The 12,457-nt window shown below is 54.5% G+C and carries 13 protein-coding genes; 3 read left to right on the top strand and 10 right to left on the bottom strand.

Annotated features, from left to right (window positions below):
- Positions 1-76 precede the first annotated feature (76 nt).
- Positions 77-436, top strand: coding sequence for an Hpt domain-containing protein (locus VGE55_RS10475; RefSeq protein WP_331131620.1), 360 nt, complete (start codon positions 77-79; stop codon positions 434-436).
- A 7-nt stretch (positions 437-443) separates the two neighbouring features.
- Here VGE55_RS10475 and VGE55_RS10480 read toward each other — a convergent pair whose 3' ends face one another.
- The 9 genes from VGE55_RS10480 to flhD form a co-directional block, all read right to left on the bottom strand.
- Positions 444-2,189: a methyl-accepting chemotaxis protein gene (locus VGE55_RS10480; protein WP_331131621.1), complete on the bottom strand. Its 1,746-nt coding sequence runs from the start codon at positions 2,187-2,189 to the stop codon at positions 444-446.
- A 244-nt stretch (positions 2,190-2,433) separates the two neighbouring features.
- Positions 2,434-4,272 carry a chemotaxis protein CheA gene (locus tag VGE55_RS10485; protein WP_331131622.1) on the bottom strand — a complete coding sequence of 613 codons (1,839 nt, stop codon included), beginning with the start codon at positions 4,270-4,272 and terminating at the stop codon, positions 2,434-2,436.
- A 34-nt stretch (positions 4,273-4,306) separates the two neighbouring features.
- Positions 4,307-5,119, bottom strand: a complete 813-nt coding sequence (locus VGE55_RS10490) for a protein phosphatase CheZ (RefSeq protein ID WP_331131623.1) — start codon at positions 5,117-5,119, stop codon at positions 4,307-4,309.
- 27 nt (positions 5,120-5,146) lie between these two features.
- Complete coding sequence (gene cheY / locus VGE55_RS10495) at positions 5,147-5,536, bottom strand: chemotaxis response regulator CheY (RefSeq protein WP_331131624.1); 390 nt, start codon at positions 5,534-5,536, stop codon at positions 5,147-5,149.
- Between the two features lie 9 nt (positions 5,537-5,545).
- Positions 5,546-6,478, bottom strand: a complete 933-nt coding sequence (locus tag VGE55_RS10500; RefSeq protein ID WP_331131625.1) for a chemotaxis protein — start codon at positions 6,476-6,478, stop codon at positions 5,546-5,548.
- Between the two features lie 46 nt (positions 6,479-6,524).
- Positions 6,525-7,466 carry a flagellar motor protein MotB gene (gene motB, locus VGE55_RS10505; protein ID WP_331131626.1) on the bottom strand — a complete coding sequence of 314 codons (942 nt, stop codon included), beginning with the start codon at positions 7,464-7,466 and terminating at the stop codon, positions 6,525-6,527.
- A 6-nt stretch (positions 7,467-7,472) separates the two neighbouring features.
- Complete coding sequence (gene motA / locus VGE55_RS10510; protein WP_331131627.1) at positions 7,473-8,333, bottom strand: flagellar motor stator protein MotA; 861 nt, start codon at positions 8,331-8,333, stop codon at positions 7,473-7,475.
- Between the two features lie 320 nt (positions 8,334-8,653).
- On the bottom strand, positions 8,654-9,217 hold the full coding sequence (gene flhC, locus VGE55_RS10515) for a flagellar transcriptional regulator FlhC (protein WP_331131628.1): 564 nt from the start codon (positions 9,215-9,217) through the stop codon (positions 8,654-8,656).
- 38 nt (positions 9,218-9,255) lie between these two features.
- Positions 9,256-9,573, bottom strand: coding sequence for a flagellar transcriptional regulator FlhD (gene flhD / locus VGE55_RS10520; RefSeq protein ID WP_256765182.1), 318 nt, complete (start codon positions 9,571-9,573; stop codon positions 9,256-9,258).
- Between the two features lie 545 nt (positions 9,574-10,118).
- On the opposite strand from flhD, the gene VGE55_RS10525 reads away from it, so the two are divergent.
- Entirely contained in the window at positions 10,119-10,982 is an 864-nt protein-coding gene (locus VGE55_RS10525; RefSeq protein ID WP_331131629.1) for a flagellin, read from the top strand.
- A gap of 383 nt (positions 10,983-11,365) precedes the next feature.
- Positions 11,366-12,211 (top strand): flagellin, encoded by an 846-nt coding sequence (locus VGE55_RS10530; RefSeq protein WP_331131630.1) that lies wholly within the window; start codon positions 11,366-11,368, stop codon positions 12,209-12,211.
- Here VGE55_RS10530 and VGE55_RS10535 read toward each other — a convergent pair.
- Positions 12,208-12,457, bottom strand: a 250-nt coding sequence (locus tag VGE55_RS10535; RefSeq protein ID WP_331131631.1) for a hypothetical protein, incomplete at its 5' end; no start/stop codon positions are given. The genes VGE55_RS10530 and VGE55_RS10535 overlap by 4 nt on opposite strands.

Here is a 12,457-nt window from a genome sequence, read left to right on the forward strand (position 1 = left end):
GAGGCACTATTATGTGTTGAACAAGCAACAAAACAAACCCCTGAATTGAAGGGGAAACCGGACAGGACAGGCACCCATGCTTTACGACCCCACCGAGGCGCTGACACGCATCGACAACGATCTTGAATTGCTCAAGATGCTGATCGGGGTTTACTTAAATGAGCGTGAAACCTACGCCCACCGGTTGACCAAGGCTTACTCAGCTGCAGACTGGGTTGAACTGGGCAATGCTGCGCACAACGTCAAAGGCGCCAGTGCCACCATTGGGCTTGAGATGGTTCGGGAAATCGCCGAAACCCTGGAGAAAACCTGCCGTACAGCACCCAATGTGCCCTCGGACAAAGACATCCAGAGTTTTCAGTTTCTGTACGAAAAGTTGATGGACCGACTCAAGCAATGCGAATCGGCCATGAACCAGTGGCTCAGTGGCCATTGAGCCGGTATCAGTCCCGAATCAACAGTTCCGGTGTAAAGCCCAGGCGTATGCCACCCCAGTGACGGCCGTCAATCTCGATCGGCAGTGACAAATCATTGAGCACCTCGCCTGTGTCGCGGCGATAGGTTTGCAGCAGCCATGGCGTCACATTTTGTGCAGCCCGCAGCCCAACCGGGTCGCTGAACATCCGCTTGTCGCGGCTTTCGACCAAGTCTTTTTTCAGGTCGCCCGTGGCTGGGCGGGAATACTTGCTGTTGTGGGTGGGTGCATACCCTTTTCGATCCACACACAAAGCAAACACCGAGCCCTGCACATCGGCCACCAGTTGGTCATACACCTGTTGCAACTCCCGCTCCACTGCGCGGTCGTAATGGGTGCTGTATTTTTGTGGATTGGTGTTGGGAATGGCTTTGTAGGCTTCATCGAAAATGTTCACGCCATTTTGCTGGGCACGCACCAACACATCGGTGCAGGCCTGCCGGGCCAGCATGGCCCGCTCAATGATGGACTCATAGGCCCCTTTGCCGATCTTGAATCGTGCCACCAATTCCTTGATGCGGTCCGTTGCGTTGGCCAGTTCGCTGCTGGAGCGCTCGCTGTCAGTGGTCTGACGAATCACCGACTGTGCAGTTTCACGAATGTGGGAGGCCTTTTCCGACACTTCCCGATTGATCACCTTCACAGACTGCACCTGATTGGTCACATCATTGATCTGGGCACTCATTTCTTCAAAACTGTGGACCATGCCCGAAAACTTTTCGGACGATGTGGTCACTGTGTGCTGACCTTTCAAAATGCTTTTGTTGATTTCACGGGTTTCGTTTTGAGTGTCAGCGACCAAGGACAACATGGATGAAATGTTGCCGCGTATTTCGCCAGTGGCCGCCTTGACACGCTCAGCCAGTCCACGCACCTCGTCGGCCACCACAGCAAAGCCCCTGCCCTGTTCACCAGCGCGGGCTGCCTCAATGGCGGCATTCAAGGCCAACAAATTGGTTTGGTCCGAAATGTCGTTGATCAACTTCACAATGTTTTCAATGCCCTTGCCGGTGGCTGCCAATTGTTCAACGGTCTGACCAAAGCTGTTCAAGCTGCCTGAGGCAATGTTCATTTCTTCGGCCACGGTCAGCAACTCACGGTAAGAAGAATTCACCGTTTGCAAATGCTCGCTGGTGGCCGACGACAAGTAATTCGCACTGTTGGCCACTTGCTGCATGGCTTGCGATGCATTGTCAGCCGCATTGAAAATTTCACCGGTGATTTCGCCCTGGCGATCTGCGGTGCGGCTGGCATCCTTCAGGCTGCCGGAAACGCGCACCGACTCCATCGACACCTGCGCTGTCATGCGGCGAATTTCATGAATGAGGTCACGCAGCCGCGCCATGAATGCGTTGTAATTGTCGGCCAGATCACGCAATTCGTCCTGCGTCACGGTCGGCAAGTCCACCGACAAATCGCCTTCGCCGTTGGCCAACTGGTCCATGCGTGCACTCAGCAAATGCACCGGGCGAACAATCAGGTGTTTCAAATACAGGTAGGCGCCCACACCACTGCTCAGTGTCAGGCCAGCGAACACCGCAAACAGCGTGTTAAAGAGAGGTAGATCTGCCGCCGGAACACGGCCATGCAACCACAGGTACAACACCCCGAAACCGGTTAACGCCACCGCCACAGTGACCATCACATTGCCCAACAACTTTCGGCTCAATGTGTAGAAGAACGTCTTCTCAATGGTGCGGTACAGTGAACTCATCTGAACATCTCCCAGCCCGAGCCTCGTGGGCCCTTCATTGGCATTGTTTTGTTGGTTTGAAGAATGTCTGCCACGGGGTTTCGCAACAGCTACATCAGAATTATCAAAAATTACCGGGTAACCCAATCAGGCTATTAAGGCTGCAAAACCATGTTTGTTTTTCACTTGGAAAAAACAGTGAAATAAAAAAGGCTGAGTCGGTGACTCAGCCTTATCAGCATGACACTGCGGTGGACAGATCAGATCACAACTGCCCTTCCAGCAATTCCCGCAATTCCAGCACCAGCACCAGCAAGCCTTCGCCAGACAATGTGGCACCCGCCACACCTTTGGGTTTGACACCGTCCAGCGGCTTGATCATGACCTCATCCTGACCAACCAGGGTGTCCACGGCCAAAATGCAGCTTCGGTTGCCACTGACGGCCATCACACCCACTTTGGGGCGGTCGCTGGTGGGGCGACCAATCAAATGCGCCAGGTCCAGCAAAGGTACCACTTCGCCCCGAATCACCATTGTGGGCTTGCCATTCACGCGCTGTACCTTGTCTTGCTCGATTGGAATGATTTCCCGCACACACGACAGTGGCAACGAGTAAATCTGCTCCTCCAGCTTCAACATCAAGACCGGCAAAATGGCCAGCGTCAAGGGCAGCAGAATCGTGATGCGAGACCCTTGACCCGGTTCGGACTGGATCTCAATGCGTCCATTCAAACGCTGAATATTGGTTTTCACCACATCCATGCCCACACCGCGACCGGAAATGTCGGAGATCTGGTCCTTGGTTGAAAACCCTGGCAGAAAAATCAACTGCAGGCTGTCCTGGGTGTTCAACTGGCCAGCCTCTTCATGGCTGATCAACCCTTTTTCAACCGCCTTTTCCCGAATAATTTCCGGACGCATGCCTCGGCCGTCATCCTGAATTTCGATCACAATGTGGTCGCCAGTCTGCCGGGCCGACAGGTTCACGATGCCTTTGGCATTTTTGCCCACTGCCGTGCGGTCGGCAATCGTCTCAATGCCGTGGTCCACGGCGTTGCGCACCAGGTGCACCAGCGGGTCATTCAGTTCTTCCAGAATGGACTTGTCCACTTCGGTTTCTGCACCCTCAATCACCAGCTCGACGTCTTTGCCCAATTGGCGGGCCACATCGCGCGCCAAGCGGCTGTATTTCTGGAACACTCGCCCCACAGGCTGCATGCGGGCCTTCATCACGGCCGATTGCAGGTCCGACACCAGCATGTCCAACTGGCCCACCACGGTGTCCAGCGCCTTGATCACGTCTTCACCACGGTCACCACGTGTGATGGCATCAAACAGGCAATTCAGGCGGTTTTTGGTCAAACCAATTTCGCCGCTCAGGTTCAAAATCTGGTCGAAACGCTGGGTATCCACGCGAATCGTGTTTTCTTTGGTGGCTGCAGCGGCCGGCGATGATGCTGGTTTGGGTTTGGCCGCAGGCTTGGGGCGTACTGCCGCTGCCGATTGCTTGGACAAGGCCTCGGTGACCATTTCGGTGCTGAGCGCAGCTTGTGCAAGTTCCTTGGGTGGAACGCCCACCACAGCCTCGTACATGCCTGCCCAATCCAGCTCATCGTCGGTGTTGGTAGAACGCACCACGGCAGTGCTGACCACAGGCTCAACCGGTGAGCTTGCTGATGTCACGGTGACCACAGCTTCCGCAGGGACCACGCTGCGCCCTTCAATGGCCGCATCCAGCGCAGCCAAAAGCTCTTCAGGAGCACCCGAAGGTTGATGACCATTGCGCATTTCACCAAACATGCGGTGCACTTCGCCAGTGGCGGCCAAAATACTGTCCATCATTTCGGCGGTCAGCGTCAGGCTGCGCGAGCGCAACTTGTCAAACAGGTTTTCGGTTTTGTGGCACAACTCCACCAAGTGCGCGGCTTCCAGAAAGCCAGCCCCACCCTTGATGGTGTGAAATCCGCGAAAAACGGTGGCCAGCAGGTCTGAATCTTCTGGGCTTTGCTCCAACTCCACCAGCTTGGCGTCCACGTCTTCCAGCAAGTCGCCCGCTTCGGTCAAGAAGTCTTGTAGCAACTCTACATCACTGAATGCGCTCATTCATTTCTCCCACCCGACTCAACGGGCACTGTCCTCAGAAGCCCAGGCTTTCCAGAAGGTCGTCGACCTGGCCCTGGTTGGCGCACACATCGGTGCGACCTTCGGTGTTGATGGCTGGGCCGTTCAACCAGGTTTCCTCAACCTGCTTGCGCTGGTCTGGCGGCGTGGTGTCCAGCAACAATTGAACCAGTTGTTCTTCCAGACCTTGGGCCATGTTGGCAATGCGATTGACCACCTGGCCGGTCAGGTCATGGAAGTCCTGCGCCATCATGATGTCGGTCAGCTTGCTGCCCATCTCACCGGTGTGGCCAGACACCCGTTTCACAAAGTCGCGGTTGGCTTGCGCATGGGTCTTGAATTCTTCGAGGCTCATTTCGTTGTTGTAGAGCTTGTCCCAGGCCTTGTCCAACGCACCGGCTTGCTCAGCCAAGTCGTCGTTCAGCTTTTGCGATGCCTCGACCGTGGCCAGCACTTTTTCAGCAGCCTGACCAGTCAGGTTGGCGATGTAATTCAGGCGTGCACGGGCATCGGGCAGGCTGTTGACAGCATTTTCAACACTTTTGTCGTAGCCCAGTTCGCGCAGGGCATCGTGCAATTTTCGCGTCAGTGAACCCACCCGGCGAAACACATCATGTGGCTCGTCGCTGTTGACCTCACCCATGTCGGCGAAAGGATTGTCACTGGCAGCACTCGCTGTGGTTGTTGGCTGTGCGGGTGCAGAGGCAGCAGGCGCATTGGCCGCTGGTGCATCGGCGGAACCAGTATCCCAGGTGCGCTGTTCTGCAATGGAGTCGAACAGGGCTTCCAGTTCGTCGTTGTCGCCGTTCTTCAGGTTATCGGGAGTCATCCTCACGCCCTCGCTTGTTGTAGGTTCTTACACAGACATCTTGGCGACAATCTTGCCAAGTTTCTCTTCCAGGGTCGCTTTGGTGAAGGGCTTGACGATGTAGCCGTTGGCGCCCATTTGCGCAGCCGTCACAATGTCTTCCTTCTTCGCTTCCGCAGTCACCAGCAACACTGGCAGGTGCTTGAGATCGGGGTCGCTGCGAATGTTCTGCAGCAACTCAAAGCCGTTCATGTTGGGCATGTTCAAGTCGCTCACCACAAAATTGAAGTGACCGCTTTTGAGCTTGCCCAGCGCGACAGCACCGTCTTCCGCTTCGTCCGCGTTGTTGTAACCAATTTCCTTCAGAAGGTTTCGGACAATTCGACGCATGGTCGAAAAGTCATCCACGATCAGGATTCTCAATTCTTCGGGGCTCATGCTTGCTCCTTACGCTGGTTGCAGCATTGACGTGACCATCTGGGCCAGCTCTTCCGGATGGAATTTGCCGACGTAGGCATCCACACCCACCTGTTGACCCAGCTTCTTGTTTGCCACAGACGACAGTGATGAATGCATCACCACGGGAATGCCTTTGAATCGCACGTCTTCCTTGATGTGGCGTGTCAACACATAACCGTCCATCTCTGGCATTTCAGCATCCACCAGGATCAGGGAAACCTCATCCTTGATGTCGCGGTTTTCGTTTTCAGCGCGGTTGGCAATATTGCGCAGCTTTTCCCAGGCTTCGCGGCCATTGGTGGCGCTTTGGTAAGGCAGGTGCAACTTTTCCAGCACTTCCGTGATTTTCTTGCGGGCCAGGTTGGAGTCGTCGGCGAAGAATACCGGGTGTGGGTGATCCGGGCGCAGCGAGTCCATGTTGGGCACATCGCCTTCACCAATCACCTCACCCAGAATTTGCTCCACATCCAGAATCGACACCAACTTGCCATCGGGCAATTCAGTCAAGGCGGTGATCATGGCGCTTTGCGACTGGCCGATGCTTTGGGGCGACTTCACTTGCTCCCAATCCACACGCACAATGCGGTCAACGTCCTGCACCAGGAAAGCCTGTGTGTGCGAAGAAAATTCCGTGATGATCAGCTTGGTGCGTTCCTCGCCGTTGCCCATGCGCAAGCACTGGGCAAGGTCAATCACCGGCAAAATGCTGCCGCGCAATGAAATGATGCCTTCCACGCCAGGTGGCATGTTGGGTGTGCGGGTGATGGGCAAGGTTTCGCACACTTCGCGAACCTTGAACACGTTGATGCCAAACACCTCGGTCGAGCCCAGCGAAAACAGCAGCAACTCCATTTTGTTGGAGCCCGCCAGCCGAGCCTTCTCATCAATCATGTTCATCAAGCGGTAGTCGTTTTGCATCATTGTCGCTCCTGACAAAATGGCTGCTAGCCATTGTTTTCCATTTCAATCATTGCCCTTTCACAGGCTGTTCATTCAACTTGGGCACGGGTGGCAAATCCACAAATGTCCGTCCCTCGGCGGAATCGGTGTGCGCCAAGGCACGCACCGCTTCCTCTGCTTTTTTGTTCATGACCACAATCGCAATTCGGCGATTCACGGCGGCCATTGGGTCAGTCTCAATCAACGGCACCGACGAGGCCAAACCCACCACACGCAGCATCTTGTTGTCGGACATACCGGCTGCCGTCATTTCCCGGCGACTGGCATTGGCACGGTCAGCCGACAATTCCCAGTTGCTGTAGCCCTTGTTGCCCAAGGCATACGGCGCTGCATCGGTGTGCCCTGACAAGGTCAACTTGTTGGGCACCTGGTTCAACACTTTGGTCAGGTTGCGCAGAATGTCCTTCATGTAGTCCTTCAGCACGGCACTGCCCATGTCAAACATGGGGCGGTTGCGCTCATCCACAATCTGAATCCGCAATCCTTCTGGTGTTAAATCCAGGATGATTTGATTTTTAAACTGTTTCATCAAATCCGATGCGTCGATTAGGCCCTCAATTTCCCCCTTTAATTGCTCAAGACGCAGGGCTTCAGCCTTCTCGGTGCTTGAATTGGGGTTGTAATTCGCATCCTTGGAGTCGTTGCCACTTTTGATCTGCCCCACCGAGCGTGCCAAATCCGTTCCACCAGCCCGTATTACACTCGTGGCGGTACCCGATCCTTCACCCCCCATCAGGGCAACCTTCAAGGGTGAATTGAAATAGTCCGAAATGCCCTTTAAATCACCTTCCGAGGTTGAACCCAGCAACCACATCAACAAGAAAAACGCCATCATGGCCGTCACAAAGTCGGCATAGGCAATTTTCCAGGCGCCACCATGGTGACCATGGCCGCCTTTCTTGATCTTCTTGATGACAATGATGGGGCGTTCTTGCTCGGACTTGGCCATGGCCGTTTACCCCTTGGTCCCTTTCACGTGCGACTCCAACTCCAGGAAAGTTGGGCGCTCGGTGGAATACAGCACCTTGCGACCAAATTCCACAGACAGTGCGGGCGAGTACCCATTCAAACTGGCCAGCAGCGTGGTTTTCACACATTCAAAGGGTTTGGACGATTCGCTGATTTTTTGCTCCAGCAAACTGGCCAACGGCCCCACAAAACCGTAAGAAAGCAAAATACCCAGAAAGGTACCCACCAACGCAGCGGCAATCATGTTGCCCAGCTCGGCGTTGCTGACCTGCCCCACCGAACCCATCACGTGCACCACCCCCATCACCGCGGCCACAATACCGAAGGCGGGAAGGCCGTCGGCCATTTTCTGTACAGCCGATGCCGGGGTGTGCGCTTCCTGGTGGTGGGTTTCCAGTTCCCCGTCCATCAAGGCTTCAATTTCCATGGGGTTCAAATTGCCGCTCACCATCAAGCGCAGGTAGTCGGTCATGAATTCGATGATGTGATGGTCGGCCAGCACATCGGGGTATTTTTGGAACAAGGGGCTTTGCTCCGGCTCTTCGACATCGCCTTCAATCGACATCAAGCCTTCTTTTCGAACCTTGGTGAGAACTTCATACATCAGTGCCATCAGCGACATGTAAAACTCTCGGGTGACTGCCGTGTTCTTGAAGCAACTGGCCAGGCCCTTGCCCACCGCTTTCAGCACCTTGTTGGTGTTGCTCACAATAAAGCCACCAATCGCTGCGCCACCAATAATGATCAGTTCCACAGGCTGCCACAGCACATGCAAATGCCCGCCGGCCATGAGGAAGCCACCCAGCACGGAGCCTATGACAAGGATGTAGCCGACGATTACAAACATGGAGAGAACCCTCTGCTCGAAATTGGTTTTTCTGTATAGGTATTGTCGGCAGAGTTTGTAAAATCTTTTATTCGAATAAGCCACTTTTTAGGGGCGAATTCAAGGCATGACAGCCTGTCCAAGTTACCGCACAGGGCCGTGGTACCTGCATTTCGGGGGCCCCCAAATGCAACAAGGCCAGTGCGGTGAGGCACTGGCCTTGAGGGAGCGAGAAACCCCCGCTGCAGACCCGGAAGAGACAGAGGGTGGGAGGATGCAACCGGACCTTTTAACGCAGCGGAGGTAAACGTAGCCCCTTCTCCCTGGGGCGATTGTTCAGTTCAAACTTCGAGGCTGGCCTCTTCATTGAAGAAACGCTCAGCAGCCGACTGGCGGGTTTTGCCAGCACGGGAAGGCATGTGGCACAGGCCACACACATAATCATTGACCAGTTCGAACGTGTGGACCACAAAACGGCCTTCACATTCCTTGCACTCTGTGGTGGTCAACATGCCTGCATCAAAAAACTTCACCAGGCGCCATGCACGGGTCAACGACAACACCTCAGGCAAACCCAAGTGAGCAACCTGCTCCAGGTACATGCGGTAGGCCTTGATGATGGCGTCGATGTCTTCGATCTCGGTGCTTTTGATCAAAGTCTGGTAAATGTTGATGAACAAGGACGAGTGAATATTGGGCTGCCAAGTCATGAACCAGTCGGTCGAAAAAGGCAACATCCCTTTGGGCGGTGATTTGTGCTTCAGCTCTTTGTAAAGCTTCAGCAAACGTTCACGCGACAATTGCGTCTCGGACTCCAACACTTGCAGACGGGCATCCAGACGGATCAGCTCGGTGGCCAGTTGGATTTGTGCTGCTTCGGACAGAATGGATTTGACTTTAGCCATGACAGCGCCTTTGATGGTTTGATCGTTTGAAATGCAACTTACGCAGCGGTGCTGGCTGCCTTGCCAGACATGATGATGGCTGCGTGCATACCAGACACAGTACGGTCTTTGGTGTGGCTGGTCAGCAGGTTCCAGACCACTTCATCATCAAAGCGGAAGCGGCACATCAGCATATTGCTGGAGGCGATGCGCAGCACTTGGGCTGTGGTCAACTGATCAATCAGGTCAGCCACTTCTTCGGAAATTCCCAAACGGAAGGTGGCTTCGGCGCGGTCCTCACGAATCAGCTGCTGGGCCAGCAGCAGGTAGGACAAGTTGGTTTCGCGAATTTCATCCAGTAGACGTGTGCTTTTCATGTGAACATCCTCCAATTCAACAAACAGTCTGTCGTGTCTCTTGTGTCTTTCAAACCTGGGTTTCAAAGACATTTCCCTCATACGTAGTGTCGACTTCTCCAGAAGAATCCTGAATCGGCCTGGCACCATTCGTGTCGTCATCCTTCCATCAATCGGCTTGTAGGAATCTGGATGACAACCATCAACTTCACGGCCTCAATGTGCCAAGTCTTGAGGACGGGGGGCATCACGGCTTGGGGGGATCCCCCCATCTGTTCGAACCCCATAAGGCGTGCCTCTTTCGGGGTCACCCGCAAATTTGTCCCTCTGCCTCTATAACGACCAATGCCTTGTGGAACTTGAATCTTCAAGGGGTGACCATCTGTCAACATTTGTCAAAAAGGGTTGGTTTACGTCCCGAGGATTTAAAACTTGAGTCCCCCAAAAATTTATTTAAAAAGTTTGACAGTCCCCCTCAAGTTCGATTCCAGGCCAGCGTTAACAGGACATCGGCGCGGCATTGTGACCAGCACCGAACACACAAACAAACCGCTTGGAGAATCATCATGTTGGGAATCAATACAAACGTTGCGTCGTTAACCGCACAAAAGAATTTGTCGATGTCCGGATTGGGCATGGAAACATCGATTGCCCGCCTGTCGTCAGGCCTTCGGGTGAACAACGCCAAGGACGATGCTGCCGGCCTGGCCATCGCTGAGCGCATGAATGCGCAGATCAAGGGTTATGCCGTGGCTTCCAGAAATGCCAGTGACGGCACCTCACTGTTGCAGGTGGCCGATGGCGCCATGGGCAAGATTGCCGATAACCTGCAGCGCATGCGTGAACTGGCTGTGCAAGCCAAAAACGGTTCGCTCAACCCCACCGACCGCACCAACCTGAACCGCGAATATGTGGAGTTGGCCAACGAGGTGGACCGCATTGTGAGTGGCACCACGTTCAATGGCAATGCCGTGTTCAGCGCTGCCAACAAGAGCATGGCCTTCCAGATTGGTACTGGCAACGCTGCCACGGACACGCTGACCGTGAACCTCACCGATGATGCAACCGCTGGTGGCAATGATTTGACGACCGTGTTGGTCAATGGCAATGGCACGATTCAAGCCAACCTGGTCGGAGTGGACACAGTGGCCAACGCAACGACAGCCATCACCCGACTGGATGGAGCAATCGATGCCATCACCGGTGTTCGCGCCGTGGTGGGTGCCGGACAAAGCCGGCTGGAACAAGTGGTGGCTTTTGCAGACATTCAAAACACCAATTTGTCTGCAGCCCGGGGACGGATCATGGACGCGGATTTTGCGAAAGAAACCGCCAACCTGACGCGTTCCCAGATTTTGCAACAGGCGGGCACCGCCATGCTCGCCCAGGCCAACCAACTGCCCAACAACGTGTTGAGCCTGTTGAAGTAAGCATGTTGAAGTAAGAATACGGTGGTTATGAAAGTAACCACCACGACCAAGCAGCAGCCTGCATCCTGATTCCTGAATGCCGGTTGTTTTGGCGGAGTGGGAAACGCCACCCGCCGTTTTTACACCCCGCACAGCCTGGCGCAAAGCGCCGGGCAAGTGCAACCCAGTGACGGTGTTTCGAGACTTTCTTGGCCTCGAAACATCGTCATTATTATTTGTTTTATATCAGTTATTTAAAAACTTTTTTTGAAGTTTTTTCTAAAGTTTTTTCAAACCACCTCGTTAAATAGTCATCGGCAGCGCAGTTGCCGAACAGATCAGCGGTGACCAACCCTGACCTCTTTTGTCCAACCACATTGATCACCATTTCGGAGTGGAACATCATGTTAGGAATCAACACAAACGCACCGTCGCTGACGGCACAAATGAACCTGAGCAAGTCTGCTGGTTCCCTTCAAACCTCGATTGCCCGCCTGTCTTCTGGCCTGCGCATCAACTCTGCGAAAGACGATGCAGCCGGTTTGGCCATCGCCGAGCGCATGACCGCACAGATCAAAGGCTTTGACGTTGCACAGCGCAACGCCAACGACGGCACTTCCCTGCTCCAGGTCGCCGATGGCGCCATGGGCAAGATTTCCGACAACATGCAGCGCATGCGTGAACTGGCTGTTCAAGCCAAAAACGGCACACTGAACTCCACCGACCGCGCCAACCTGAACCGTGAATACACCGAACTGGGCAATGAAATCACCCGGATTTCCACTGGCACCACCTTCAACGGCAACAACGTATTCAGCGCCGCCAACAAGTCGGTCACCTTGCAAATCGGTTCTGGCAACGCCACCACCGACAGCCTGGCCGTGAACCTGACCGATGACGGTACAGCCAGCGGTAACGACCTGCAAACCACCCTGGCCGCCTCCACTTTCGGCGCCATCGACAGCGTGGCCAACGCCACCACCGCCATCACCAACATTGACACCAACATCAATGCGGTGACCAACCTGCGTGCGACCGTCGGTGCCGGCCTGAGCCGCTTGGAACAAGTGGCTTCCTCACTGGAAAACAGCTCCACCAACCTGGCTTCTGCCAAGGGCCGGATCATGGATGCAGACTTCGCCAAAGAAACTGCCAACCTGACCCGCTCGCAGATCCTGCAACAGGCTGGCACAGCGATGTTGGCCCAGGCCAACCAGCTGCCCAACAACGTGCTGAGCCTGCTGCGTTAAACCCGCTGAACGGGGGGCGTCGCCACCAAGGCGTCTCCCGGCAGGGTCTTCAAGCCCACAAGGCCTGTTGCATCCAGACAAAACCCGGTGTTTACGGTCACGCTTCCGCAAACTTGAGGGTGCAAAAAAATTCTCCTGCTGTGGAGAATTTTTTTGTTTTTCCGCCCTAAAGATTCCTTTTTTCCTCGCGTTAATGGATTCATAAGGCAGCGCAATGACGCAGCCACAATGAACCAAAAAACACAC

The sequence above is a fragment of the Limnobacter sp. genome (genome assembly GCF_036405155.1).
Classification (GTDB): Bacteria; Pseudomonadota; Gammaproteobacteria; order Burkholderiales; family Burkholderiaceae_B; genus Limnobacter.

Coding starts and splice junctions, on each gene's coding strand:
- motA (WP_331131627.1), bottom strand. CDS start 8,333: ATGTTTGTAATCGTCGGCTACATCCTTGTCATAGGCTCCGTGCTGGGT.
- VGE55_RS10475 (WP_331131620.1), top strand. CDS start 77: ATGCTTTACGACCCCACCGAGGCGCTGACACGCATCGACAACGATCTT.
- VGE55_RS10490 (WP_331131623.1), bottom strand. CDS start 5,119: ATGACTCCCGATAACCTGAAGAACGGCGACAACGACGAACTGGAAGCC.
- VGE55_RS10530 (WP_331131630.1), top strand. CDS start 11,366: ATGTTAGGAATCAACACAAACGCACCGTCGCTGACGGCACAAATGAAC.
- motB (WP_331131626.1), bottom strand. CDS start 7,466: ATGGCCAAGTCCGAGCAAGAACGCCCCATCATTGTCATCAAGAAGATC.
- flhD (WP_256765182.1), bottom strand. CDS start 9,573: ATGAAAAGCACACGTCTACTGGATGAAATTCGCGAAACCAACTTGTCC.
- VGE55_RS10525 (WP_331131629.1), top strand. CDS start 10,119: ATGTTGGGAATCAATACAAACGTTGCGTCGTTAACCGCACAAAAGAAT.
- flhC (WP_331131628.1), bottom strand. CDS start 9,217: ATGGCTAAAGTCAAATCCATTCTGTCCGAAGCAGCACAAATCCAACTG.
- cheY (WP_331131624.1), bottom strand. CDS start 5,536: ATGAGCCCCGAAGAATTGAGAATCCTGATCGTGGATGACTTTTCGACC.
- VGE55_RS10485 (WP_331131622.1), bottom strand. CDS start 4,272: ATGAGCGCATTCAGTGATGTAGAGTTGCTACAAGACTTCTTGACCGAA.
- VGE55_RS10480 (WP_331131621.1), bottom strand. CDS start 2,189: ATGAGTTCACTGTACCGCACCATTGAGAAGACGTTCTTCTACACATTG.
- VGE55_RS10500 (WP_331131625.1), bottom strand. CDS start 6,478: ATGATGCAAAACGACTACCGCTTGATGAACATGATTGATGAGAAGGCT.